This is a genomic window from Streptomyces sp. SP18CS02, from assembly GCF_036322365.1.
Lineage (GTDB): Bacteria > Actinomycetota > Actinomycetes > Streptomycetales > Streptomycetaceae > Streptomyces.
Genome location: NZ_JAQYXC010000266.1, coordinates 163520 through 188097, shown reverse-complemented (window position 1 = coordinate 188097; position 24578 = coordinate 163520). Strand labels below are relative to the sequence as shown.

Annotated in this window: 19 protein-coding genes; 10 read left to right on the top strand and 9 right to left on the bottom strand. The window is 72.5% G+C overall.

Annotated features, from left to right (window positions below):
• Positions 1-91 precede the first annotated feature (91 nt).
• The gene (gene metH / locus PUR26_RS08605; RefSeq protein WP_329870796.1) at positions 92-3649 is read right to left on the bottom strand and encodes a methionine synthase; all 3558 of its coding nucleotides are present in this window, start codon (positions 3647-3649) and stop codon (positions 92-94) included.
• A 237-nt stretch (positions 3650-3886) separates the two neighbouring features.
• Here metH and PUR26_RS08600 point away from each other — a divergent pair, with 237 nt between their 5' ends.
• From PUR26_RS08600 to PUR26_RS08575, 6 genes are all read left to right on the top strand, one after another.
• Positions 3887-4651: an IclR family transcriptional regulator gene (locus PUR26_RS08600; RefSeq protein WP_329870794.1), complete on the top strand. Its 765-nt coding sequence runs from the start codon at positions 3887-3889 to the stop codon at positions 4649-4651.
• Between the two features lie 393 nt (positions 4652-5044).
• A complete protein-coding gene (locus PUR26_RS08595) occupies positions 5045-5833 on the top strand; it encodes an MIP/aquaporin family protein (RefSeq protein WP_329870792.1) in 789 nt (262 codons plus the stop codon).
• Positions 5834-5865: 32 nt separating this feature from the next.
• Complete coding sequence (gene glpK, locus PUR26_RS08590; RefSeq protein WP_329870790.1) at positions 5866-7413, top strand: glycerol kinase GlpK; 1548 nt, start codon at positions 5866-5868, stop codon at positions 7411-7413.
• 12 nt (positions 7414-7425) lie between these two features.
• Positions 7426-9036: a glycerol-3-phosphate dehydrogenase/oxidase gene (locus PUR26_RS08585; protein WP_329870788.1), complete on the top strand. Its 1611-nt coding sequence runs from the start codon at positions 7426-7428 to the stop codon at positions 9034-9036.
• A 208-nt stretch (positions 9037-9244) separates the two neighbouring features.
• The gene (locus PUR26_RS08580) at positions 9245-10228 is read left to right on the top strand and encodes an LLM class flavin-dependent oxidoreductase (RefSeq protein ID WP_329870786.1); all 984 of its coding nucleotides are present in this window, start codon (positions 9245-9247) and stop codon (positions 10226-10228) included.
• A gap of 606 nt (positions 10229-10834) precedes the next feature.
• On the top strand, positions 10835-11995 hold the full coding sequence (locus PUR26_RS08575) for a PAC2 family protein (RefSeq protein ID WP_329870784.1): 1161 nt from the start codon (positions 10835-10837) through the stop codon (positions 11993-11995).
• Between the two features lie 239 nt (positions 11996-12234).
• Here PUR26_RS08575 and mshC read toward each other — a convergent pair whose 3' ends face one another.
• The 4 genes from mshC to PUR26_RS08555 all read right to left on the bottom strand — a co-directional run bounded on the left by mshC (position 12235) and on the right by PUR26_RS08555 (position 15808).
• Positions 12235-13464, bottom strand: a complete 1230-nt coding sequence (gene mshC / locus PUR26_RS08570; protein WP_329870782.1) for a cysteine--1-D-myo-inosityl 2-amino-2-deoxy-alpha-D-glucopyranoside ligase — start codon at positions 13462-13464, stop codon at positions 12235-12237.
• Between the two features lie 211 nt (positions 13465-13675).
• Positions 13676-14503: an SCO1664 family protein gene (locus PUR26_RS08565; protein WP_329870780.1), complete on the bottom strand. Its 828-nt coding sequence runs from the start codon at positions 14501-14503 to the stop codon at positions 13676-13678.
• Positions 14467-15057 carry a DUF3090 domain-containing protein gene (locus PUR26_RS08560; RefSeq protein ID WP_329870779.1) on the bottom strand — a complete coding sequence of 197 codons (591 nt, stop codon included), beginning with the start codon at positions 15055-15057 and terminating at the stop codon, positions 14467-14469. The genes PUR26_RS08565 and PUR26_RS08560 overlap by 37 nt, the downstream gene beginning before the upstream one ends.
• Positions 15058-15121: 64 nt before the next feature.
• Positions 15122-15808, bottom strand: coding sequence for a histidine phosphatase family protein (locus PUR26_RS08555; protein WP_329870777.1), 687 nt, complete (start codon positions 15806-15808; stop codon positions 15122-15124).
• A gap of 136 nt (positions 15809-15944) precedes the next feature.
• On the opposite strand from PUR26_RS08555, the gene corA reads away from it, so the two are divergent.
• On the top strand, positions 15945-16937 hold the full coding sequence (corA, locus tag PUR26_RS08550) for a magnesium/cobalt transporter CorA (protein WP_329871050.1): 993 nt from the start codon (positions 15945-15947) through the stop codon (positions 16935-16937).
• A 34-nt stretch (positions 16938-16971) separates the two neighbouring features.
• Here the strand turns inward: corA and PUR26_RS08545 are convergent, their stop codons facing one another.
• Together PUR26_RS08545 and PUR26_RS08540 are read right to left on the bottom strand one after the other, a co-directional pair.
• Positions 16972-17757 (bottom strand): ferritin-like domain-containing protein, encoded by a 786-nt coding sequence (locus PUR26_RS08545; RefSeq protein ID WP_329870775.1) that lies wholly within the window; start codon positions 17755-17757, stop codon positions 16972-16974.
• Positions 17758-18053: 296 nt separating this feature from the next.
• The gene (locus PUR26_RS08540) at positions 18054-19106 is read right to left on the bottom strand and encodes an LLM class F420-dependent oxidoreductase (protein WP_329870773.1); all 1053 of its coding nucleotides are present in this window, start codon (positions 19104-19106) and stop codon (positions 18054-18056) included.
• Positions 19107-19261: 155 nt separating this feature from the next.
• On the opposite strand from PUR26_RS08540, the gene PUR26_RS08535 reads away from it, so the two are divergent.
• Together PUR26_RS08535 and PUR26_RS08530 are read left to right on the top strand one after the other, a co-directional pair.
• Complete coding sequence (locus tag PUR26_RS08535) at positions 19262-20245, top strand: aldo/keto reductase (protein WP_329870771.1); 984 nt, start codon at positions 19262-19264, stop codon at positions 20243-20245.
• On the top strand, positions 20242-22596 hold the full coding sequence (locus PUR26_RS08530; RefSeq protein WP_329870770.1) for a helix-hairpin-helix domain-containing protein: 2355 nt from the start codon (positions 20242-20244) through the stop codon (positions 22594-22596). Before PUR26_RS08535 ends, PUR26_RS08530 begins: the two co-directional genes overlap by 4 nt.
• A 161-nt stretch (positions 22597-22757) precedes the next feature.
• Here the strand turns inward: PUR26_RS08530 and PUR26_RS08525 are convergent, their stop codons facing one another.
• Positions 22758-23405 carry a hypothetical protein gene (locus PUR26_RS08525; protein WP_329870768.1) on the bottom strand — a complete coding sequence of 216 codons (648 nt, stop codon included), beginning with the start codon at positions 23403-23405 and terminating at the stop codon, positions 22758-22760.
• A gap of 47 nt (positions 23406-23452) precedes the next feature.
• Here PUR26_RS08525 and PUR26_RS08520 point away from each other — a divergent pair, with 47 nt between their 5' ends.
• Positions 23453-23641: a DUF5703 family protein gene (locus PUR26_RS08520; protein ID WP_005319466.1), complete on the top strand. Its 189-nt coding sequence runs from the start codon at positions 23453-23455 to the stop codon at positions 23639-23641.
• A 95-nt stretch (positions 23642-23736) separates the two neighbouring features.
• Here the strand turns inward: PUR26_RS08520 and PUR26_RS08515 are convergent, their stop codons facing one another.
• Positions 23737-24498, bottom strand: a complete 762-nt coding sequence (locus PUR26_RS08515) for a chaplin (RefSeq protein ID WP_329870756.1) — start codon at positions 24496-24498, stop codon at positions 23737-23739.
• Between the last annotated feature and the right edge of the window lie 80 nt (positions 24499-24578).

The window sequence follows — 24578 nt, the reverse complement described above, 5'->3', positions numbered from 1 at the left end:
AGGCCGGTCTCTCTCCCGGTGGGTGGGAAAGGACCGGCCTGCACTGGACCGACCAGTGTACGTCTCGCCGCGCCGGAGCGCCCTCAGCGGGTCAGCGCGCGTTGAAGTACTTCGCCTCGGGGTGGTGGATGACGATGGCGTCCGTGGACTGCTCGGGGTGGAGCTGGAACTCCTCGGACAGGTGCACCCCGATCCGCTCCGGCCGGAGCAGCTCGGCGATCTTGGCCCGGTCCTCCAGGTCGGGGCACGCCCCGTAGCCCAGCGAGAATCGGGCGCCGCGGTACTTGAGCGCGAACATGTCCTCGACGTCGGCCGGGTCCTCGCCGGCGAAGCCGAGCTCGCCGCGCACCCGGGCGTGCCAGTACTCGGCGAGCGCCTCGGCGAGCTGGACCGACAGGCCGTGCAGCTCCAGGTAGTCGCGGTACGAGTCGGAGGCGAACAGCTCGGCGGTGGCCTCGCCGATCCGCGAGCCGACCGTGACGACCTGCAGACCGACGACATCGGTCTCGCCGGACTCCTCGGGGCGGAAGAAGTCGGCCAGGCACAGACGGCGGCCCCGGCGCTGGCGGGGGAAGGTGAAGCGGGTGCGCTCGTTGCCGCGCTCGTCCAGGATGATCAGGTCGTCACCCTTGGACACGCAGGGGAAGTAGCCGTACACGACTGCCGCTTCGAGCATGTTCTGGGTGTGGAGCTGGTCCAGCCAGCCGCGCAGCCGCGGACGGCCCTCGGTCTCCACCAGCTCCTCGTAGCCGGGCCCCTCGCCGGTGCGGGCCTGCTTGAGACCCCACTGCCCCTTGAAGAGGGCGCCTTCGTCCAGCCAGCTCGCGTACTCCTTGAGCTGGATGCCCTTGATGACGCGGGTGCCCCAGAAGGGGGGCTCGGGGACCGGATTGTCGGTGGAGACGTCGGAGCGGACGCCGCTCTCCGGGGTCTCCTCCTCCACCAGGACGGCGCCCGCGGCACGGACACGGCGCTGCTTGAGTTCGGGCAGTGCGGCGCCGGGGACGCCCCGCTTCACGGCGATCAGGGCGTCCATCAGGCGCAGGCCCTCGAACGCGTCCCGGGCGTAGCGGACTTCGCCCTCGTAGATCTCGTGCAGATCCTGTTCGACGTACGCCCGGGTCAGGGCGGCGCCACCGAGGATGACCGGGTAGTCGGCGGCCATCTTGCGCTGGTTGAGCTCCTCCAGGTTCTCCTTCATGATCACGGTCGACTTGACCAGGAGGCCGGACATGCCGATGACGTCGGCGCGGTGCTCCTCCGCGGCCTCCAGGATCGCGGAGACGGGCTGCTTGATGCCCAGGTTGACCACGTTGTAGCCGTTGTTGGAGAGGATGATGTCGACGAGGTTCTTGCCGATGTCGTGGACATCGCCGCGGACGGTGGCGAGCACGATGGTGCCCTTGCCCGATCCGTCGGCGTCGTCGGCCTTCTCCATGTGCGGTTCCAGGTAGGCGACCGCGTTCTTCATGACCTCCGCGGACTGGAGGACGAAGGGCAGCTGCATCTGGCCGGACCCGAAGAGCTCGCCGACGACCTTCATGCCGTCGAGCAGCGTCTCGTTGACGATGTCGAGGGCCGGGCGGAGGGTGAGCGCCTCGTCGAGGTCCGCCTCCAGGCCGTTCTTCTCGCCGTCGATGATCCGGCGCTTGAGCCGCTCGTCGAGCGGCAGGGCGGCCAGCTCCTCGGCCTTGCCCGCCTTCATGGACTTGGTGCTGACCCCCTCGAACAGCTCCAGGAACCGCTGCAGCGGGTCGTAGCCCTCGGAACGGCGGTCGTAGACGAGGTCGAGGGCGACCTTGACCTGCTCCTCCTCCAGACGGGCGATCGGGAGGATCTTCGAGGCGTGCACGATCGCCGAGTCGAGTCCGGCCTTGACGCACTCGTCGAGGAAGACCGAGTTGAGGACGAGCCGGGCGGCCGGGTTGAGGCCGAAGGAGATGTTCGACAGGCCCAGCGTCGTCTGCACGTCGGGGTGGCGCCGCTTGAGCTCGCGGATGGCCTCGATGGTGTTGACGCCGTCCTTGCGGGACTCCTCCTGCCCGGTGCAGATGGTGAACGTGAGGGTGTCGATGAGGATGTCCGACTCGTGGATGCCCCAGTTGCCGGTGAGGTCGGCGATGATCCGCTCGGCGATGGCGACCTTGTGCTCGGCGGTGCGGGCCTGGCCCTCCTCGTCGATGGTGAGCGCCATCAGGGCCGCGCCGTGCTCCTTGGCCAGCGCGGTCACCTTGGCGAAGCGCGACTCGGGACCGTCGCCGTCCTCGTAGTTGACGGAGTTGATCACGGCGCGGCCGCCGAGCTTCTCCAGCCCGGCGCGCAACACGTCGACCTCGGTGGAGTCGAGCACGATGGGCAGGGTGGAGGCGGTCGCGAAACGCCCCGCGAGCTCCTCCATGTCGGCGACGCCGTCGCGGCCGACGTAGTCGACGCACAGGTCGAGCATGTGGGCGCCCTCGCGGATCTGGTCGCGGGCCATCTCCACGCAGTCGTCCCAGCGGCCTTCGAGCATGGCCTCGCGGAACTTCTTGGAGCCGTTGGCGTTCGTACGCTCGCCGATGGCGAGGTACGAGGTGTCCTGCCGGAACGGGACGGTCTGGTAGAGCGAGGCGGCGCCCGGCTCGGGGCGCGGCTCACGGGCCGGCGGGGTGAGGCCGCGGACCCGTTCGACGACCTGGCGCAGGTGCTCGGGGGTCGTACCGCAGCAGCCGCCCACCAGGGACAGTCCGTACTCCTGGACGAAGGTCTCCTGCGCGTCGGCCAGCTCGGGGGCGGTCAGCGGGTAGTGGGCGCCGTTCTTGCCGAGGACCGGAAGGCCCGCGTTGGGCATGCAGGCGAGCGGGACACGGGAGTGGCGGGCCAGGTAGCGCAGGTGCTCGCTCATCTCGGCCGGGCCGGTGGCGCAGTTCAGACCGATCATGTCGATGCCCAGCGGCTCCAGGGCCGTGAGCGCCGCGCCGATCTCGGAGCCGAGAAGCATGGTGCCGGTGGTCTCGACGGTGACCGAACAGATGAGCGGCAGGTCGATGCCGGTGGCGTCCAGGGCGCGGCGGGCGCCGAGGACGGCCGCCTTGGTCTGCAGCAGGTCCTGGGTGGTCTCCACCAGAAGGGCGTCGGCGCCGCCGGCGATCATGCCTTCGGCGTTCTGCTGGTAGGCGTCGCGGAGCTTCACGTACGGGGCGTGGCCGAGGGTCGGCAGCTTGGTGCCGGGGCCCATCGAGCCGAGGACCCAGCGCTGCGCCCCGGAGGAGGCGGTGTACTCGTCGGCGACCTCGCGGGCGAGCCGGGCGCCCGCCTCGGAGAGCTCGAAGACCCGCTCGGGGATGTCGTACTCCGCCAGGGCGGCGAAGTTCGCGCCGAACGTGTTGGTCTCCACACAGTCGACGCCCACGGCGAAGTACGCGTCGTGGACCGAGCGCACGATGTCGGGGCGGGTCACGTTGAGGATCTCGTTGCAGCCCTCGAGGTTCTCGAAGTCCTCAAGGGTGGGGTCCTGCGCCTGGAGCATGGTGCCCATGGCTCCGTCGGCGACGACCACACGGGTGGCGAGTGCCTCTCGGAGGGCTGCTGCTCGGGTCCGGCTGTCGGCGGCGGCGGTGCCGCCGGGGACGCGGGTGCTGTCAGCGGAAGGGGTAGGCAACGAGGCCATGGAAGAGCTCCCTGGGATGCGACGGCTGTCGGCTTTGCGTCTTCGGCGGAAGGCGCACCGGGCCAGAGTAACCGCGTACCCCTCGGGCTGGACATCGTGTCCCAGGGCTTGGACGGCATGATGCGCGGGGGCGGATGTCCGGTCGTGGTGGTTCCCGGGGGCTCCTCGGTGTGGCCCGAGGTCGGCAACGACCGATAGTGTTCAGCATTGTCGAACCAAGGGGAGGAAGGCCGCGCGATGGCGAAGAACATCCAGTCGCTTGAACGGGCGGCGGCGATGCTGCGTCTGCTGGCCGGCGGGGAGCGCCGGCTCGGACTGTCCGACATCGCGTCGTCGGTGGGTCTCGCCAAGGGGACCGCGCACGGCATCCTGCGCACCCTCCAGGCAGAGGGCTTCGTGGAGCAGGACCAGGCCTCGGGCCGGTACCAGCTGGGCGCGGAGCTGCTGAGGCTGGGCAACAGCTATCTCGACGTCCATGAGCTGCGGGCCCGCGCCCTGGTGTGGACGGACGACCTGGCCCGCTCCAGCGGCGAGAGCGTCCATCTGGGCGTGCTGCACCAGCACGGCGTCCTCGTCATCCACCATGTGTTCCGCCCCGACGACAGCCGCCAGGTCCTGGAGGTTGGCGCCATGCAGCCGCTGCACTCCACCGCGCTGGGCAAGGTGCTCTCCGCGTACGACCCGGTGGCGCACAGCGAGGTGCTGGAGATCGAGCGCGAGGCGTTCACCCCGCGCACCGTCACGGGGCTGGCGGACTTCGAGACCGTACTGGACACGGCCCGGGCGCGCGGCTGGGCGGCCGACGTGGAGGAGACCTGGGAGGGCGTGGCGTCCGTCGCGGCGCCCATCCACGACCGGCGCCGGATGCCCGTGGGCGCGGTGGCCATCACCGGCGCCGTGGAGCGGGTGTGCCACGACGGCCAGCTGCGCTCCGAGCTGATCGCGGCGGTGCGCGACTGCGCCCGCGCCGTCTCCAGGGACCTGGGCGCCGGGCGCTTCTGACCCGCGCCGGGCGCCGCCGGCACCCCCGCCGCGCCCCCGTCCGGGCGGTCCCCGTGCCCCGCCGGCATCCCGCCGCCACCGCGTCCGGTGCGCCGCCCGCACCCCCGCCGCACCTCCGCCGCACCCCGCCGCCACCGCCCCCCGTGCGCCGCCGGCGACGGGACCGGGGCGCCGTCGGTAACGATCCGGGCTCCGGTCACACAGACCCTTGACGCCGTGTTAACCGTGGCGCAAAACTGCCGTTCATCGGTCGACATTGTCGAACACCTACCGGCAATACGCGTTAGAGTGTGACGACGCCAGGAGGCCGATACGGCCCTCACCTGAGGGCGCGGACAACCGGAGGGACCCGGTGTTCGCCTTCCCCCTGGACGAAGGACAAAGGAGTCGCGGGTGTCCAGCTCCGACATCTTCATCGGCGAGACCATAGGTACCGCCGTACTCATCCTGCTCGGCGGCGGTGTCTGCGCCGCGGTCACGCTCAAGAGCTCCAAGGCCCGCAACGCGGGCTGGCTGGCCATCACCTTCGGGTGGGGTTTCGCGGTGCTCACCGCCGTCTACATGACGGGCGCGCTCTCCGGAGCCCACCTCAACCCCGCGGTCACCGTCGGCCTCGCCGTCAAGGACGGCGAGTGGGGCGACGTGCCGGTCTACTTCGCCGGACAGCTGCTCGGCGCCATGATCGGCGCGGCACTGGTCTGGGTGGCCTACTACGGTCAGTTCCGTGCCCACCTCACGGACGCCGAGATCGTGGGCGACCCGGCGGACAAGCCGATCGAGGGCCCGCACTCCGGGGCGGACCACGCCGGCCCGGTCCTCGGCGTCTTCTCCACCGGCCCGGAGATCCGCAGTGTCTGGCAGAACCTCGCCACCGAGATCATCGGCACCGTCGTACTGGTCCTCGCGGTGCTCACTCAGGGCCTGAACGACAGCGGCAAGGGGCTCGGCGTGCTCGGCGCCCTGATCACCGCGCTCGTCGTGGTCGGCATCGGCCTCTCGCTGGGCGGCCCGACCGGCTACGCGATCAACCCGGCCCGCGACCTGGGCCCGCGCATCGTGCACGCCCTGCTCCCGCTGCCGAACAAGGGCGGATCCGACTGGGGCTACGCCTGGATCCCGGTCGTCGGCCCGCTGGTCGGCGGAGCACTCGCCGCGGGTATCTACAACATCGCGTTCGCCTGAGCCGTCCTTCCTCCACACTTCCGGGAGCTTCCGTGACCGACGCACACACCACCAGCACCTCGTCCCACGGCACCGGCCCGTTCATCGCGGCCATCGACCAGGGCACCACCTCCAGCCGCTGCATCGTCTTCGACCGCGACGGGCGCATCGTCTCCGTCGACCAGAAGGAGCACGAGCAGATCTTCCCGAAGCCGGGCTGGGTGGAGCACGACGCCACCGAGATCTGGACCAACGTCCAGGAGGTCGTGGCGAGCGCCATCGACAAGGCCGGCATCACCGCCGCCGACGTCAAGGCCATCGGCATCACCAACCAGCGCGAGACCACGCTGCTGTGGGACAGGAACACCGGCGAGCCCGTCCACAACGCCATCGTCTGGCAGGACACCCGCACCGACGCCCTGTGCAAGGAGCTCGGCCGCAACGTCGGCCAGGACCGCTTCCGCCGCGAGACCGGCCTGCCGCTCGCCTCCTACTTCGCCGGCCCGAAGGTCCGCTGGCTGCTGGACAACGTCGAGGGCCTGCGCGAGCGCGCCGAGCGCGGCGAGATCCTCTTCGGCACCATGGACTCCTGGGTCATCTGGAACCTGACGGGCGGTGTCGACGGCGGCGTCCACGTCACCGACGTCACCAACGCCTCGCGCACCATGCTGATGAACCTGCACACCATGACGTGGGACGAGAAGATCCTGCAGTCCATGGATGTGCCGGCCGAGGTCCTGCCGGAGATCCGCTCGTCCGCCGAGGTGTACGGCCTCGCCAAGGGCGGCGTCCTGGACGGTGTGCCGGTCGCCTCCGCGCTCGGCGACCAGCAGGCCGCCCTCTTCGGGCAGACCTGTTTCTCCGAGGGCGAGGCCAAGTCGACGTACGGCACCGGCACCTTCATGCTCATGAACACCGGTGACACGCCCGTCAACTCCTACAACGGCCTGCTGACCACCGTCGGCTACCGCATCGGCGACCAGAAGGCGGTGTACGCCCTGGAGGGCTCCATCGCCGTCACCGGTTCCCTGGTGCAGTGGATGCGCGACCAGATGGGCCTGATCAAGTCCGCCGCCGAGATCGAGACCCTCGCGTCCTCGGTCGAGGACAACGGCGGCGCGTACTTCGTACCGGCGTTCTCCGGACTGTTCGCCCCGTACTGGCGCTCCGACGCCCGCGGTGTGATCGCCGGACTGACCCGGTACGTCACCAAGGCGCACATCGCGCGCGCCGTGCTCGAGGCCACCGCCTGGCAGACCCGCGAGATCACCGACGCCATGACGAAGGACTCGGGCGTCGAACTGGCCGCGCTCAAGGTCGACGGCGGAATGACCTCGAACAACCTGCTGATGCAGACCCTCTCGGACTTCCTGGACGCGCCGGTGGTGCGTCCGATGGTCGCCGAGACGACCTGCCTCGGCGCCGCCTACGCCGCCGGACTGGCCGTCGGCTTCTGGCCCGACACCGACGCGCTGCGCGCCAACTGGCGCAGGGCCGCCGAGTGGACCCCCCGCATGGACGCCGACAAGCGCGACAGCGAGTACAAGAACTGGCTCAAGGCCGTCGAACGCTCCATGGGCTGGCTCGAAGAAGAGAACTGACGAGGAGTAATCATGACCACCCTGCAGAGCGTCCCCGCCCTCGGGACGCACCCGGCTGCCGGTTCCCTGCCGAGCCGCGCCGAGACTCGAGAGCAGCTTTCCAAGGCGACGTACGACCTCTTGGTGATCGGCGGCGGCATCCTCGGCATCTCCACGGCCTGGCACGCCGCGCAGTCCGGACTGCGGGTGGCCCTGGTGGACGCCGGTGACTTCGCCGGCGCCACCTCCTCCGCCTCCTCCAAGCTGCTCCACGGCGGTCTGCGCTACCTGCAGACCGGCGCGGTGAAGCTGGTGGCGGAGAACCACTTCGAGCGCCGTGCGGTGTCCCGCCAGGTCGCGCCGCACCTGGCGAACCCGCTGACCTTCTACCTGCCGGTGTACAAGGGAGGCCCGCACGGCGCCGCGAAGCTCGGCGCGGGCGTCTTCGCCTACTCGGCGCTCTCCGCCTTCGGCGACGGCGTCGGCCACCTGCTCAGCCCCTCCAAGGCCGCACAGGACGTGCCGGAGCTGCGCACCGACAACCTGAAGGCCGTCGCGGTGTACGGCGACGACCAGATGAACGACGCGCGCATGGCGCTGATGACGGTCCGCGCCTCCGTGGAGGCGGGCGCCACCGTCCTCAACCACGCCGAGGTCACCGGCCTGCGCTTCACCAAGGGCCGGGTCACCGGCGCGGACCTGAGGGACCGCGTCGACGGCAGCGAGTTCGGGGTGAACGCCCGCCTGGTGCTCAACGCCACGGGCCCCTGGGTCGACCACCTGCGCACGATGGAGGACCCGAACGCGGCTCCCTCGATCCGCCTCTCCAAGGGCGCCCACCTCGTGCTGAAGCGCACCTCCCCCTGGAAGGCCGCGCTGGCCACCCCGATCGACAAGTACCGCATCACGTTCGCCCTCCCCTGGGAGGACATGCTGCTGCTCGGTACGACCGACGAGGAGTACGAGGGCGACCCCGGCGACGTCGCGGTCAACGAGAAGGACACCGCCCAGATCCTGGACGAGGCCGCGTTCTCCATCCGCGACCAGCAGCTCTCCCGGGACCTGATCACCTACTCGTTCGCCGGTCTGCGGGTGCTGCCGGGCGGCCCCGGCGACACCTCCAAGGCCAAGCGCGAGACGGTCGTCACCGAAGGCCGCGGCGGCATGCTGTCGGTGGCCGGCGGCAAGTGGACGACGTTCCGCCACATCGGCCGTACGGTGATGAACAAGCTGGCGGCCCTCCCCGGCCACCCGCTGGGCGAGGACATGGAGCCGATGGCGCACCTGCCCAAGAAGCTCCCGCTCCCCGGCATCGCCAACCCGAACGCGGTCGCGCACCGGCTGCTGGTGGACGGCGGTACGCCCGGTCCGCGGATGGCCGCCGACACCGCGCGCCACCTGGCCACGCACTACGGCTCGCTCTCCTTCGACATCGCGCGCCTGGCGTACGAGAACCCGGAGCTGGGCGAGCGCATACACCCCGACGCGCCGGAGATCTGGGCACAGGTCGCCTACGCCCGCGACCACGAGTGGGCCGAGACGGCGGACGACGTGCTGCGCCGCCGTACGACCCTGACGATCCGGGGTCTGGCGACGGACGAGATCCGGGGCAAGGTGGAGGACCTGCTGGGCAAGAAGGCCTGACAGCGGCCCGATGACTGGGCGGAAGGGGCGGTTCCCGATGCGGGAGCCGCCCCTTCGGTCTGCCATGCGCCGTACATCCGGGTGCAATATGGCGCCAGGAAAATGGGAGGTCGCCTCCAGTTCCCGTGTCCGGCGCCCGCCGATCCGTCCGGCCGCGGGCCCGCCACGCGAACCGCGGGCCAGCCATCGTCGAGCAGGAGGACCGGTCATGACCGCACGCATACCGTTCGCACTCGGGGTCGCCCTGGACGGCGCGGGGACGCATCCCGGCGCTCCGGGCACGGTGCCCGAGCCGGAGGAGTTCGTCCGTCTGGTGCGCCGCGCGGAGGACGCGCTGCTCGACTTCGTGACGGTGGAGGACGCGCCCGGCCGGCACGACTCGAACCTGTTGGCGGCGGTCGCCGTGTCGGGCACCTCGCGCATCGGTCTGGTGCCGGTCGGCACCACCTCGGGCGAGCCCTCCGCGTACGCGACCCGGTCGGCGACGCTGGATCTGCTGAGCGGTGGCCGGGCGGGCGTCCGCCCGAGGCTGGGCACGAGCCCGGCCGAGCGCGAGCGGCTGCTCGGTCTGATCGGCACCCCGGAGGGCGACGAGGCCATCGCCGGGCTCTTCGAGGAGGCGTCGGCCTTCCTCGGCGAGGTGGCACGCGAGTGGGACGACGCACCCGAGGCGCTGCGCCCGCCGCAGGGCCGGCCCCCGGTGCTGTCGCTCGGTCACGACACCTCGCCGTACCGGTTCGCGGTGCGGCGCGCCGACGTCGTGCTGGTCACGCCCACGGACGCGGCCGGACTGCGACGGATCCGGGAGGAGATCGAGTCGCTGTCCGCCGAGGAGGGCCGGGCGCCGGGGACGCTGCGGGTCTACGGCGACCTGAACGTGGTGCTGGCCGGCACCGAGGCCGAGGCGCGGGAGCGCCGGGAGGCCCTGGACGCGCGGGCGCCGGGATACACCTCGGACGCGTACACCTTCGCCGGTACGGCGGAGGGCCTGGCGGACCTGCTGGCCGACTGGGCGCGGGAGGGCGGGGCGGACGGCTTCCGGGTCCGGCCGGCCGTGCTCCCCGACGACCTGTACGCGCTGGTCGACGGGACGATCCCCGAACTGACCCGCCGCGGCCTGCTGCGCACGGCGTACGAGACCCGCACGCTGCGGGGCCATCTGGGACTGACGGACGGCAAGCGGAACGCCTAGGTGTACTGACCGGGAGCGTTGTTCACGCGGCTGATGGGCGGGTGTCCGTCCCGTGCGGTGCGGCGGCGGGGAAACGGGGCGGCCGGGTGCCCTGCGGGACGGCCCGGGCGCCGGGCCGACCGGGCCTCGACCGGGCCGCCCGACGCCCGGCGCCCGGTCAAGGACGGGCGCCCGTGCGGCGGGGTGCGTCACCGGGCCCCGGCGGTCCGGACCCGGCCACCTCCTGCCGCCGCCCCTCCCTTCTCCGCCCCTCCCTTCTCCGCCCCGGCCGCTCGCGGCGCTCGCCGGGGCGGACAGCCGGAGCCCGGACCGGCCCCGGCTCACCGGGCTGCCCCGCGGCGGTCCTGTCGGCGCGTGACGCGCGCTCCGGAACGCCGGACGTCCGAGCGGTCTCGCGCCGGATGACGCCGCTTTGCCGGACAGGCCGGACGGCGGCGGAGGTTCCCCTCCACAACCCGTACGGATCGCCTGTGTTTCCGCCGGTCGTCCTGGGTAGTCGCTCCGGGTCGGGAGGACAGCACCCGGACGGGTAAAGGGGCTGCGGGAGGGGCCTCTGCAAGCCGTAAGGTTGGTCCGTACGCACGGAACTTTCGGAAGGAGGCGCGGGTGATCGAGCTCGAGGGGGTTCCCGAGCTGATCGACCCGGTCATGGTGGCCGCGTTCGAGGGCTGGAACGACGCGGGCGACGCCGCCTCCACCGCGGTCGCACACCTGGAACGGGAATGGAAGGGCGAGGTGTTCGCGGCGCTCGACGCCGAGGACTACTACGACTTCCAGGTCAACCGGCCGACGGTGTGGCTGGACGGCGGAGTACGCAAGATCACCTGGCCCACCACCCGGCTCTCCGTGGTGCGGGTCGGCGGCGAGAAGCCGCGCGACCTGGTCCTGGTCCGTGGCATCGAGCCGTCCATGCGCTGGCGCTCGTTCTGCAACGAGATCCTGGGCTTCGCCCACGAGCTGGGCGTGGAGATGGTGGTGATCCTGGGCGCGCTGCTCGGTGACACGCCGCACACCCGGCCCGTGCCGGTCAGCGGGGTCACGTCCGACCCGGACCTGGCGCGCACCATGGACCTGGAGGAGACGCGGTACGAGGGCCCGACGGGCATCGTGGGCATCCTTCAGGAAGCCTGCACGCACGCGGGAGTTCCCGCGGTGAGCCTGTGGGCGGCGGTGCCGCACTACGTCTCGCAGCCGCCCAACCCGAAGGCGACGCTGGCGCTCCTCAACCGGCTGGAAGACCTGATCGATCTGCGCATCCCGCTGGGCGAACTGGCCGAGGACGCACGTGCCTGGCAGGTGGGTGTGGACCAGCTGGCCGCCGAGGACAGCGAGGTGGCGGAGTACGTACAGACGCTGGAGGAGGCGCGGGACACCGCGGAGCTCCCCGAGGCGTCGGGCGAGGCCATCGCCCGGGAGTTCGAGCGGTATCTGCGGCGGCGTGACGGCGGGCCGGGCCCCGTGCCGGGCTCGGGCCCGGGGCATGCCACGGACCTCGGGGACAGCTCCTACCTGCGGGACACGTCGAGCGGACGGACCCGGCCGCCGAAGGCGCCGAGGACGGAGCCGGGCCCGGATCCCACGGCCGGGGCCGAGCACGGTCCCGCACCGGAGGCGGGGCCGGACTCCGCAACCGGATCGGGGCCTGGAGCGGAGTCTGGTCCCGGGCCCGGACCGGCGTCCGGGTCAGGTCCCGCATCCGGTCCGGAGCCGGGCCCCGGCCCGGGCACGGGCGGCGAAGGCGGTTCTCCGGAGACTCCCCGGGACTGACGAGGGACCGGGCGGGACCGGCAGCACATGAGCGGGGCGGGGCCCATGGGTCCCGCCCCGATCGCGTCCGCGCCCTGCTCCCCCGTCCTCGCACCCGGACGCGCTCGCGTCGCCGTGAGCGGCTCACCGCCTTCCACGTGCGCCGCCGTCCGGCGTTCGCGCCGCGACGCGCGGAGCCGCTCCCGGACGAGGTCTCCGGGAGCGGCTCGGGTCCTGCCGAACGGCTGGGCGGCGCCGGCCTACAGGGCCACACCCAGCAGGGCGTCCACGGCGCGGGAGACGAGACCGGGCGCGCTCTCGTCCGTACCGCCGTCGGATTCCTGGGCGGCGGCCCAGCGGTCCACCGCAGTGAGCGCGCTCGGGGCGTCCAGGTCGTCGGCCAGCGCCTCGCGGATCTCCTCGACCAGGGCGTCCGCGGACGGACCGTCGGGACGGGAGACGGCGGCACGCCAGCGTCCGAGCCGGTCCACGGCGTCCTGGAGGATCCGGTCGGTCCACTCCCAGTCGGCCCGGTAGTGGTGCGACAGCAGCGCGAGCCGGATGGCGGCCGGGTCGACCCCGTCATGGCGCAGCTTCGACACGAAGACCAGGTTGCCCTTGGACTTCGACATCTTCTCGCCGTCCAGGGCCACCATGCCGGCGTGGACGTACGCCTTGGCGAACGGGTGCTCGCCGGTCAGCGCCTGGGCGTGCGACGCGCCCATCTCGTGGTGCGGGAACGCCAGGTCGGATCCGCCGCCCTGGACGTCGAAGCCCATGCCGAGGTGGTCCAGGGCGATGGCGACGCACTCGATGTGCCAGCCGGGGCGCCCGGCGCCGAGGCTGCCGCCGTCCCAGCTCGGCTCGCCCTCGCGGGCCGCCATCCACAGCATCGGGTCGAGCGGGTTCTTCTTGCCCGGGCGGTCCGGGTCGCCGCCGCGCTCGGCGGAGAGGCGCCGCATCACCTCGGCGTCGTAGTTCGACACCTCACCGAAGTGCGGGTCGGCCTCGACGGAGAAGTAGATGTCGCCGTCGAGCTCGTAGGCCGCGCCGGCGTCCCTGAGCCGCTCGACGAGCGGGATGATGCCCGGTATCGCCTCGACGGCGCCGATGTAGTCCTTCGGCGGAAGCATCCGCAGGGCGGTCATGTCCTCACGGAACAGGGCGGTCTCGCGCTCGGCCAGCCCGACCCAGTCGACGCCGTCGCGGATGGCCCGCTCCAGCAGCGGATCGTCCACGTCGGTCACGTTCTGGACATAGTGAACCTGCCGCTTGGTGTCGAGCCACACGCGCTGAACGAGGTCGAACGCGTTGTAGGTCGCCGCGTGACCCATGTGGGTGGCGTCGTACGGCGTGATGCCGCACACGTAGATACGGGCGACGGGGCCGGGGGCGAGGGTCACTCGCCCGCCGGTCGCGGTGTCGTGGATCCGGAGGTCGCGGCCCTTGCCGGGCAGGGCGGGGACCTCAGAAGCGGGCCAGGCATGCATGTCATGAGCGTAACCGGACGACCTTTCCGGATACGAACCGGATCCGGGATCATGACCGGATAGGCGCTCTTGCGCATACCGCGCCGTTGTGCCGTCGGTCCGGTCCGGACGCGCGGAAGGGCGCGGCGTGCCCGTCCGGCGGCTCCGGGGCACGCCGGGGCACCGGCGCGCACCGGCCGGGCTGGATCACGGAAATCAGCAGAGCGCGGCGCTACACCGGAGGCCAGGGGATCGCGGGCCACTGACCCGAGGGTTCCGGGTGCCGGGACGCCTTGCGCAGGGCCGCGACCCGCTCCCGCAGCGCCGAGACCTCCGCGGGCGTGAGCAGTTCGGCCAGCCGGGTGGCGAGGGGCGCGTCGGCCGCCAGGGCGGACTCCAGACGGGCCAGCACGTCCAGGGCCTCCGCGGGGAGCGGCTCGCCCGCCCAGCCCCACAGCAGGGTGCGCAGCTTGTCGTCGACGTTGAAGGTGACGCCGTGGTCGATGGCGTACAGCCGGCCGTCCGCCGACGGCAGCAGATGGCCGCCCTTGCGGTCACCGTTGTTGATCACCGCGTCGAGCACCGCGAGCCGGCGCAGCCGGATGTCGTCGGCGTGGACGAGCAGGGCCGTGCGGCCGTCACCGACCTGCGCCAGCCCGACCGCCTTCCACCCCTCCGCCGGCTCCTCGTCGTCCACGAGGGCCAGGAGGGACGCCGAGGGGTCGCCGTCGATCCACTGCTGGACCATGCCCTGGCCGTACGGGCCGTCGCGCAGCACCGTCGGGGGGACCAGATCCCACCCCGTGGCCTGCGAGACCTCGTACGCCGCGACCTCGCGCTGGGCGAGCGTCCCGTCGGGGAAGTCCCACAGCGGCTGTTCGCCCGCGACCGGCTTGTACACGCACTCGGCTTCCTCGCCGTCGAGTGCGACGGTGCAGAACAGCACCGCGTTGGACGCCTCGCGGACACGGCCGCGAACGGTCAGCTCCCCCGCGGAGAGCAGATCGAGCAGCTCCACCGCCGTCAGGCTCCCCGGCGGTATCCGTTCTGGCGCGGGCATACGTGTCCTTCCGGGTCGAGCGGCAGGCTGCACAGCGGGCACGGGGGGCGTCCCGCGTTGACCACGTCGAGGGCGCGCTTGGCGAAGGCCCTCGCCTGCACCCCCGTGAGCCGCACACGCAGCATGGGCGGGCCGTTCTCCTCGTCCTGGAGCAGCCGCTCCTCGGCCTCCGCCAGGTCCTCGTCGGAGTCCGCGTCCAGCTCGACGAGCGCCTGGGCCTCGACGATCATGCGCTGTTCCTCACCGTCCCAGGCCAGCGCCATCGTGCCGACCCGGAACTCCTCCTCCACGGGTGCGTCGAGGGGTGCGGTGTCGGTGACGTCCGAGGGGGCGACGGCCGGTACGGGGGCGTTGCCCCCGGTCCGCCGCACCACCTCGTCGAGCAGCTCGTCGATGCGCTCGGCGAGCGCTGCCACCTGGGTCTTCTCCAGGGCGACGCTGGTGACGCGCCCCTTGGCGGAAGCCTGGAGGAAGAACGTACGGCGGCCAGGCAGCCCGACCGTACCGGCCACGAAGCGCTCCGGCGGGTCATAGAGGAACACCTGACGGGACACGTTCCCTCTCCCTTGATCATGAAGTTGGGCCACGACGGCCCATCCACCCTACTGTGCGGAGCGATCACGGTGCGCCCGCGCCGCCCCCCACCTCCGCCGCTCCGCCGCTCGTGCCCTCACGGGGCATCAGCGCACCGAGGTCTCCGGTGTCGCCGAGCCGCACGAGGAACGGCCTCAGCCGGGTGTAGCGGATCGCCGTCACGGAACACGGTTCCACGTGGATGCGCTGGAAGAGATCCAGGTGCATGCCGAGGGCGTCCGCGACGAGGGACTTGATGATGTCGCCGTGGGAGCACATGAGGTAGACCGCGTCCTCGCCGTGCTCCGCGTCCACGCGCGCGTTCCACTCCCGTACGGCTTCGACGGCGCGGCCCTGCATGGCGCGCATGGACTCCCCGCCCGGGAAGGCGGCGCTGGAGGGGTGCTGCTGGACGACCTCCATGAGCGGCTCGTCGGAGAGCTCGGCGAGCTTGCGGCCCGACCAGTCGCCGTAGTGGCACTCGCCGATCCGCTCGTCGGTGTGCAGCGGCAGGTGGGGGCGGGCGTCCAGCAGCGGCTGGAGGGTCTCCCGGCAGCGCTGGAGCGGGCTGCTGACGGCGGCGGCGAGCGGCACCCCGGCGAGCCGTCGGGGCAGCGCGGACGCCTGCGCGAGGCCGCGCTCGTCGAGACCGACGCCCGGGGTCCAGCCCGCGAGCACTCCGGAGGTGTTGGCGGTGGAACGTCCGTGCCGTACGAGGATCAACGTGGCCATGCCTGTCAGCCTAGGGGGTGTCTCGCCGATCGTGTCCGGCCCGTCCCCTTGGTGGCCGTCCGCGACGCCGGACCGGAGGCCGATCGCGGAAACCGGCCGCCCGGCAGACGTGCAAGGTGGCCGGGGCCGGGGAACAATACGCGCCGTGATCGTGGACTGCGCCATCTACCGGGACGGGCGCCGCATCGAGGGCCCGGCCGACTTCTCCGACGCGCTGGACGAGGCGCGGACCTCCGGCGACGCGTTCCTCTGGATAGGACTGCACGAGCCGACGGAGAAGGAGTTCGACCACGTCTCCGAGGAGTTCGGGCTGCACCCACTGGCGGTGGAGGACGCGCTGAAGGCGCATCAGCGGCCCAAGCTGGAGGTGTACGACGACTCGCTGTTCGTGGTGCTCAAGCCGGTGGTGTACGACCCGACGCACGACACCGTCGGCGCGGGCGAGCTCATGGTGTTCATAGGCGACTCGTTCGTGGTGACCGTGCGGCACGGCGAGGGGGCACCGCTCGCCGCCGTCCGCCGGCGGCTGGAGTCCGAGCCCGAGGTGCTCAAGCAGGGGCCGACCTCCGTGCTGTACGCGATCAGCGACGCCGTCGTGGACCACTACATCGACGTGGCCGCCGAGCTCCAGATCGACCTGGAGGAGCTGGAGGCGAACGTCTTCCAGCCGACCGGCCCGGACGCGAAGAACACGGCCTCGCGGATCTACACCTTCAAGCGCCAGGTGCTGGAGTTCCGTCGGGCGACGAGCCCGCTGACCGCGCCGATGACCCGGCTGTCCAGCGGCAACGTGCCCTTCGTCAGCCAGCAGGCCCAGCCGTTCTTCCGGGACGTCAGCGACCATCTGACCCGCGCCACCGAACAGGTGGAGGGGCTGGACCGGCTGCTGTCGGACATCCTGTCGGCCCATCTGGCGCAGATGGGTGTGCGGCAGAACGACGACATGCGCAAGATCTCCGCCTGGGCGGCGATGGCCGCGGTGCCCACGATGGTGGCGGGCGTCTACGGCATGAACTTCGACCACATGCCGGAGCTCCACTGGACGTGGGGCTATCCGCTGGTCGCCGGGTCGATGGCGGTGGCCGTCATGGGGCTCTACCGGCTCTTCAAGCGGCGGGGCTGGCTGTAGAGGTCCCTCCCCGCGCGCCCGGCGCGCCCTCGCGTCATTCTCCCGGCGCGGCCTCCGCCGGGCCTCCCAGGGCGTCGCGCCGCTCGGGCATCCTGAGGTCGGCCATGCGCCGCCAGCCGGCCGCCCGCTCGTACGCGTACACGGCCCTGATGCCGCCCGAGAGCGCCGCCGACCTGGCGCGCGACCACCGCAGGATGCGCCCCATGTGCGCCATCACGGCGAGGCTCACGTCCCGGTGCACGGCGATCTCGGCGAGGGCGCACTCGCGCAGGGTGCGCTGGATCGTGCGGCCGTGCCCGGCCCGGGCGAGGCGCAGCAGTTCCTCGTGGCAGTACGACAGGTGGTTGTCCTCGTCCCGGGAGATCATCCTGATGCCCCTGCCGACCTCGGGGTGGTCGCCGAAGTACCTCACGAGCATGAGCATCTGGTCGGATGCGCGCTGTTCGGTGACCCGGCTGTGCGAGAGGTAGACCACGATGTCGTGCTCGGTGAGCCTCTCGTCGCGCCGGAGCCTGTCGTGGGCCAGGCCGATACCCCTGCGCTCCAGCAGCATCGTGTAGTCGGTCTCCGGTGGTACGGGCACCGGTTCGAGCCCGCGCTTGCGGAGCAGCGCGCGGAAGATGCGGCCGTGCTTGTCCTCGTCGGCGCCATGCCGGGCGATCTTGGGGGCGAGAGCGCTCATGGCGGGCGGGACGAGGGTGGCGATCCGGGCGTTCTCCCAGCCGCCCTGGGCTTCGCCGCTGGCCGCGATGGAACAGAACAGCCGGTAGGAGTCGTCATCGTCGACGATCTCCTGGAAGAGGCTCCGGGCCGAAAGCATCACTGCCACCTCCATACGCGCGTGCGAAGTCCGCACTCCCGCAGAGGTCGAGTCAAATGCGGTACGGCGTACGTGGCAACAGCAACGTCGGTCGGCTCCGCCGAAAGGGGGAGCGCGCGGAGGCGTGAGGAGGGGAACGGGAGTGCCCGGCACTCGCCCGGCCCGCCGGGCGTAACCGACCGGCCCGCCCCGGCGTTGTCCAGCGTGACGGCCGTGGCGGGGATGCCCCCCGAGCCCCCACCACGGCCGCAGACAGTACTTCCTCCGCGTCTGCCGGCCTGCCCGGCCCCCGCGCGCTACTCGACGAGGCCAGCGCGCTCCAGCGCCTCGGTGCCGGCCCGCAGGGCGGCGATCCGCTCGTCGAGCGTGAAGCCGGCCGGGGCGAGGGTCAGCGTGGTGACCCCGGCCGCCGCGTACGCCTGCATCCGCTCGGCGATCCGCTCCACCCCGCCCAGCAGGGTGGTCTGGTCGATCAGCTGGTGGGGAACGGCGGCCGCGGCACCCGCCTTGTCGCCGGAGAGGTACTTCTCCTGGATCTCGGCGGCTTCCTTCTCGTAGCCCATCCGCTGGGCCAGCTGGTTGTAGAAGTTCTGCTTGCGGCTGCCCATGCCACCCACGTACAGCGCCGTGTACGGGCGGAACATGTCGGCGAGGCCCTTGACGTCGTCGCCGATGGCCAGCGGCAGGGTCGGCGTGACGTCGAAGCCCTCCATGGTCTTCCCGGCCTTCTCCCGGCCCGCGCGGATGTGGCGGATCGCCGTGTCCTCCAGGTGCTCGGCCGACGGGAAGATCAGCAGCGCGCCGTCGGCGATCTCGCCGGTCTGTTCCAGGTTCTTCGGGCCGATCGCCGCGATGTAGAGCGGGATGTGCTCGCGCTCCGGGTGGACGGTGAGCTTGATGGGCTTGCCGGGGCCGTCGGGCAGCGGCAGGGTCCAGTGCTGCCCCTCGTAGCTCAGCCGTTCGCGGGACATCGCCTTGCGGACGATCTCCACGTACTCGCGGGTGCGGGCGAGCGGCTTGTCGAACTTCACGCCGTACCAGCCCTCGGAGACCTGCGGTCCCGAGACGCCCAGGCCGAGGCGGAAGCGGCCGCCGGAGAGGGAGTCGAGGGTGGCGGCCGTCATGGCCGTCATGGCCGGCTGCCGGGCCGGGATCTGCATGATCGCGGAGCCGACGTCGATGCTCTCGGTCTGCGCGGCGACCCAGGACAGGACGGTCGGCGCGTCGGACCCGTAGGCCTCGGCCGCCCAGCACACGTCGTAGCCGAGGCGGTCCGCCTCCTGCGCGACGGCGAGGTTGTCGCCGTCCATGCCCGCGCCCCAGTAGCCGAGGTTGATGCCGAGCCGCATAGCCGGTCCCCTTACTCATCGACGTACATACTCACCAGTAACGTACTTGCCCGGGGACTCTAGCGCGCGGGTGCCCCACGCGGCAGGGGGCAGCACGGGCCGGGGTTGTCCACAGGGTCTCTGCGCGTGGGCCCTTGGCCAGTAATCTCGCGGCCATGGAGCAGAGGCATCTCGGCCGTACCGGCCTGCGCGTGTCCCGGATCGGGCTCGGCACCCTCACCTGGGGGCGCGACACCGCCGAGCACGACGCCGCCGACCAGTTGAAGCTGTTCTGGGAGGCCGGCGGGACGCTGGTCGACACGGCGGACGTGTACGGCGGCGGCGAGGCCGAGTACGTGCTCGGGCAGCTCGTGGAGCGGCTGGTGCCGCGGCGCGACCTGGTCCTCGCCACGAAAGCGGGCAGCGTCCCGGACCCGGACCGGCGCTTCGACGGGTCGCGGGGGCATCTGCTGGCGGCGCTGGACGCCTCCCTGGCCCGGCTCGGCACGGACTACGTCGACCTGTGGCAGGTGCACGCCTTCGACCCCCGCACGCCCCTGGAGGAGACGCTCCAGGCCCTGGACATCGCGGTGAGCAGCGGGCGCGCCCGGTACGCGGGCGTGTCGAACTTCTGCGGCTGGCAGCTGGCGAAGGCGGCGACCTGGCAGCTCGCCGCGCCCGGGGTGCGGTCACGGCTGGCCAGCACCCAGATGGAGTACTCGCTGTTGCAGCGGGGCGTGGAGCGGGAGGTGCTGCCGGCCGCGCTGGACCTGGGTTTGGGGCTGCTGCCGTCGTCGCCGCTGGGGCGGGGCGTGCTGACGGCCAAGTACCGGCACGCCACACCGGTCGATTCCCGGGGCGCCTCGGAGCAGCTGGCGCCGTTCGTCGAGCCGTATCTGGACGAGGCGGCGACCAGGATCGTGGACGCGGTCGTGACGGCGGCGGACGGGCTCGCGACGACCCCGCTGGAGGTGGCGCTGGCCTGGGTGCGGGACCGGCCCGGCGTCGCCGCGCCGATCGTGGGCGCGCGCAACGCGCAGCAGCTCGCGGCGGCACTGTCAGTGGAGACCCTTAGTCTTCCTGACGAGATCCGCCGGGCGCTCGACGATGTGTCGGCGCCCGTGCACCGCTATCCCGATCAGGACTGGAGCACCTTGTGACCGCGCTTCCCGGCGGGGCGACCCCCGGCATCCCGGCCGACGACCAGGACGCGGCCGTACCCGCCGCCGGGGGCGAGAAGCCTTCGGGTTCCGCCGAGCCGGCGGCCGCGCCGCCGGAGGCCGCCGGACCGTCCGGGGCTCCCGGCCCTTCGGACACCTCCGGCCCTTCGGACACCACGGCGCCGCAGCCCGACCCGGCGGACGCCGCCGTCGGCGACGCCTCGGCGGACAGTGCGATCGACACCACGGTCGACACCACGGTCCAGGCCGACGCTTCGACCGACGACGCCGACGACAGCGGTGGTGAGGGCGACGATGGGAAGGGCGCCGGCGGGAAGACCGGTGAGGACGCCGCTGACAGCGCCGGACCGTCCGAGGCGGAGGCCGAGCTGGCCGCCCAGCGGGAGCTGCGGGCGCGGATCGAGCGGCGCAAGGCCGAGAAGGGCGGGCCGGTCGAGAGCGGCGGCAAGCTGAGCGGCCAGGCCGCCGACCTGCTCGCCGCGGTGCGGGCGGTGGAGAGCGGCAAGGAGGCGGGCGCCGCGTTCTTCGACTCCCCGGCGGCCGCGCCCCGGCGGACGGCTGCCGCCCCGGCCCCGCCGCCGAGGCCCGTAACCGCCCAGGCTCCCCCTCCGCCCCGTTCCGCCGCGCCGGACACCGTGGCGGCCGTGCGGGCCGTACTGACCGAGGGCGGCGCGCCCGAGGCGCTGGCGCCGCGGGTGGCGACGGTGCTCGGCGAGTCGGCGGCGGACAGGCTGCGCGAGGACCCCTGGCAGCTGCTGTCCGTTCCGGGTGTGCGCCCCGAGCAGGCCGACGGCTTCGCCCGGGCGCTGCTGGGCGCGGAGTGCGGGCCCGGGGACGGGCGCCGGACGGACGCCCTCGTCGGCTGGCTGCTGGAACGGGCCGCCCTCCAGGGGCACACGGCGCTGGAGGTGACTGCGGTGCGGGCCGCGCTGGCCGAGCGGTCGGTCCCCGAGCCCGACGAGGCGGTCCAGCACGCCGTGGCCGAGGGCGCGGTGCTGGTGTTCCACGACGGCTCGGACGATGCGCCCGAGGCCGTCGAGGCAGCCGAGACCCCCGAGGGGGACGAACCGGGGACGGAGGAGACCGCCGGGCCCGTCCCCGTACTGCTGGGCCTCGACCGGTACGCGCTCGCCGAGGAGAGCCTCGCCGACGGTCTCGCCCGGCTGGTCAGGAGCGGCCCGGATGCCCGGTGGGAGGCGGCCGCGGCACCGACGGACCTGACCCGCGCGCTCGCCGCCCACGGGCTGGTCGCGCACACCGGGGGCGAGGCGGCGCGCGCGGAGCCGGCCGCGCTGGCAGTGACGGCCCGGGAGCTGGGGCTGCGGGCGGCGCTGGCCACGCACAGCGGGCACGGCCGGGGTGGACCGGTCGCGGACGCCGTGACGGTCTCCGCCCTGCTCTCCGGTACGGGCGGCCCCGGCCGGGACGAGGACGGCGCGCTCGCCCTCGACCTGCTGGTCGTGCTGGACGCGCCACAGCTGGACGTCGAGACGGCCGCGATGCTCGTCGAGTCGCTGCCGGACGGCTGCCGCCTCGTGCTCAGCGGCGATCCCGGAGTGCTCTGGTCCGCGGGCGCCGGGCGTGTCTTCGCGGATCTGCTGGCGTCGCGGGTGTGCCCGCAGATCGCCTCCCGCGTGCCGGATCCGGGGCCGCTCGGCGAGCTCGTCTCGGGTATCGGGATCGGTGAGCTGAACCAGGTCGAGGCGCCGGGCAGGGAAGTCGTGATCGTCCCGGTGCGTGACGCGGGTGAAGCGGTGCACCGCACGGTCCAGCTGGTGGCCGACTCGGTGCCCCGGGCGATCGGGGTCTCGGCCGACCAGACGCAGGTGATCACCGTGGGCCACGGCGGCTCGGCGGGGACACGGGCCCTGAACGCGGCACTGAAGCAGCGGCTCAACCCCGGGCCCGGCCGTTTCGGCGGGTTCGACCCGGGCGACCGGGTCTCCCACACCCCCGCCCCCGGCCGGACGGTGCCGGGCACAGTGGTCTCGGCGGACGCGGAGGGCCTGCGCCTCGACTGCGGAGGCGAGCCGGTCACGGTACCGAAGGACCTGGTCGAGTCGGCGCTCCGCCACGGCTGGGCGCTCACCGCGCACCAGGCGGCGGGGATGCGCTGGCCGGCTGTGGTCGTCGTGCTGCCGGGCGACGCGGTACAGGGGCTGAACCGCGCCTGGGTCTACACCGCGTTCGGCCGGGGCGAGCGGCACCTCTCGGTCGTCCAGGGGGTGGACCAGGCCCTCCCGCGAGCGGTCGCCCAGGTCCCGCACCCGCCCCGCACCACCCGGCTGCGCGCCCTGCTGGAGGGCCTTCTGACCACAGCGGAGCAGTAGGCCGCCGGACACGGCGCCGACCCCGGCCCGTGCCCCGCCCGACGGGTCCGGAGCCCGTGGACCGGGGCCGCGGCGCGGGCCGGGGCCGTGGGCCCGGCCCGCGCCCGGGACAAGCGGTCGGCCGTCCGGTCAACGGGCCATCAGGCCGGCGGGCGATCAGGTCAGCGGGCGTCGGGTGAGGCGTCGTCGAGGTCGTCCTCGTCGAAGACCGCGCTGACGTCGAAACGGCAGATGACCCGCCCCGGATCGGCCTGGTCGAAAGGCGTGCTCAGCCACTCACCCGGCTCGGGCAGGTCGTCCGCCGCCGAGACCCAGAGCGTCGAGTCGCCTTCCTCCAGGCCGAACTCCTTGTGGCGGGAGGCGATCTCATCCGGTTCGAACTCGCCGAACAGCACGCCGAGCGCCGCATGGATGCTCGCCCCCACCACCGCGGCGGCCTCCGACCGGTCGTCCCCCCGGTCCAGGTCCGCGATGCGCTGCGCCTGCGCGAGCAGCCGCTGCGGCTCCGCCACGGCGTAGTCGCGGCGGATCAGCACGCTGAGCGCGTTCGGCTCCTCGGGGCCCGCGTAGGGCGGGAGGGAGTCCTCCACGCCGGGGATCTCGAAGGGCGTGACCTCGTCGTAGCGGTCATAGAGCCGCTCGTCGTACGCCTCGGCCGCGGAGGCGAGGGCGTTGAAGGCGGCATAGACGGCCGGGTCGTCATCACCCGTGCGGTTCTCGACCGCCTCCAGGTGACGGTCCAGTGCGGCTTTGACCGCCTCGGCGGCGGCACGTACCTCGGCAGCGGTGGGCTGCGCAGCATCAGACATAGTGCAGACGCTATCCGTACCGGGCCTCTGCCCGCACAATAGATGCGATGCCGGAATACGAATTTGTCGACGTGTACGTACCTCGCGGGGTCTCCCGCAAGGAGGCGACCCGTCTGCTGACCGACCATGCCGAGTACGGACACTGGGAGTTGGACCGACTGAGTCTGCACCGGGACGGCAGCCGCAGGGTGCGGCTGCGCCGGCGCATCATCCGTCAGGTCCGTGCCACCTGGTGAGGTGACGAGTGAGCTGAGAGCGAGCAGAAGCAGGACGGAGCGGGCCCCCATCGGCGGGGCCCGCTCCGTCGTGTGCGTGTCGAGTGGCGTGCCGGTTACGCGGACCGACGGGAGCGGCGGTAGAGGACCGCGCCCCCGAGCAGCAGGCCGACGCTGGCCGGGATCAGCATGTCGAGCGGACCGCTGCCGGTGTGCGCGAGCTCGTCGTCCGCCTGCGGCGGCGTGACGGTCTGCGGGGCCGGCTTGTTCGGCTCGATCGGCGTGCCGGGCTCGTCCGGGGTACCGGGCTCGTCGGGCGTACCGGGCTCGTCCGGAGTACCGGGGTTGCCGGGGTTACCGGGGTTGCCGGGGTTACCGGGGTTACCGGGGTTGCCAGGGTTACCCGGGTTGCCGGGGTTACCGGGGTTCCCCGGGTTGCCGGGGTTCCCCGGCTCCGACGGCGTGTCCCCACCGTTCGCGCAGCCGTTGCCGAACGTCGGGTTCAGCGCTCCGACGACGTCCACACTGTTGCCGCAGGCGTTCACCGGGACGTGGACCGGCGCCTGGACGTTGTTGCCGGACGCGACGCCCGGCGAGTTGCTGGTGCCGCCCGTGGCCTTGGCGCCACTGGACCGGTTGACGCACTTGTTCCCGAAGGAGGGGTTGAGGGCCCCCACCACGTTCACACTGTTGCCGCAGGCGTTCACCGGAACGCTCACCGGCACCTGGACGGAGTTCCCGGACGCGACGCCCGGGGAATTCGCGGCGCCCCCATGGGCACCCGCTCCGGTGTGCGCCTGTGCGTACCCGCCACCGAGGGCGAGCACGCCGCCCGCGGCCGCCACGATGGTCAGGCCCTTTCGCGTGACCTGTCGCATAGCTAGTTCCCTGCCTTCTAGGCTTCCGTCATACCCCCGGGCACAGCACCCGGGGGCCGAATGCCCGCCGGCCCCGGAGC

Bases quoted from the DNA above. Each gene is read 5' to 3' on its own strand.
- metH (WP_329870796.1), bottom strand. From the start codon at position 3,649: ATGGCCTCGTTGCCTACCCCTTCCGCTGACAGCACCCGCGTCCCCGGC.
- PUR26_RS08600 (WP_329870794.1), top strand. From the start codon at position 3,887: ATGGCGAAGAACATCCAGTCGCTTGAACGGGCGGCGGCGATGCTGCGT.
- PUR26_RS08585 (WP_329870788.1), top strand. From the start codon at position 7,426: ATGACCACCCTGCAGAGCGTCCCCGCCCTCGGGACGCACCCGGCTGCC.
- PUR26_RS08580 (WP_329870786.1), top strand. From the start codon at position 9,245: ATGACCGCACGCATACCGTTCGCACTCGGGGTCGCCCTGGACGGCGCG.
- mshC (WP_329870782.1), bottom strand. From the start codon at position 13,464: ATGCATGCCTGGCCCGCTTCTGAGGTCCCCGCCCTGCCCGGCAAGGGC.
- PUR26_RS08565 (WP_329870780.1), bottom strand. From the start codon at position 14,503: ATGCCCGCGCCAGAACGGATACCGCCGGGGAGCCTGACGGCGGTGGAG.
- PUR26_RS08555 (WP_329870777.1), bottom strand. From the start codon at position 15,808: ATGGCCACGTTGATCCTCGTACGGCACGGACGTTCCACCGCCAACACC.
- PUR26_RS08545 (WP_329870775.1), bottom strand. From the start codon at position 17,757: ATGCTTTCGGCCCGGAGCCTCTTCCAGGAGATCGTCGACGATGACGAC.
- PUR26_RS08540 (WP_329870773.1), bottom strand. From the start codon at position 19,106: ATGCGGCTCGGCATCAACCTCGGCTACTGGGGCGCGGGCATGGACGGC.
- PUR26_RS08535 (WP_329870771.1), top strand. From the start codon at position 19,262: ATGGAGCAGAGGCATCTCGGCCGTACCGGCCTGCGCGTGTCCCGGATC.
- PUR26_RS08525 (WP_329870768.1), bottom strand. From the start codon at position 23,405: ATGTCTGATGCTGCGCAGCCCACCGCTGCCGAGGTACGTGCCGCCGCC.
- PUR26_RS08520 (WP_005319466.1), top strand. From the start codon at position 23,453: ATGCCGGAATACGAATTTGTCGACGTGTACGTACCTCGCGGGGTCTCC.
- PUR26_RS08515 (WP_329870756.1), bottom strand. From the start codon at position 24,498: ATGCGACAGGTCACGCGAAAGGGCCTGACCATCGTGGCGGCCGCGGGC.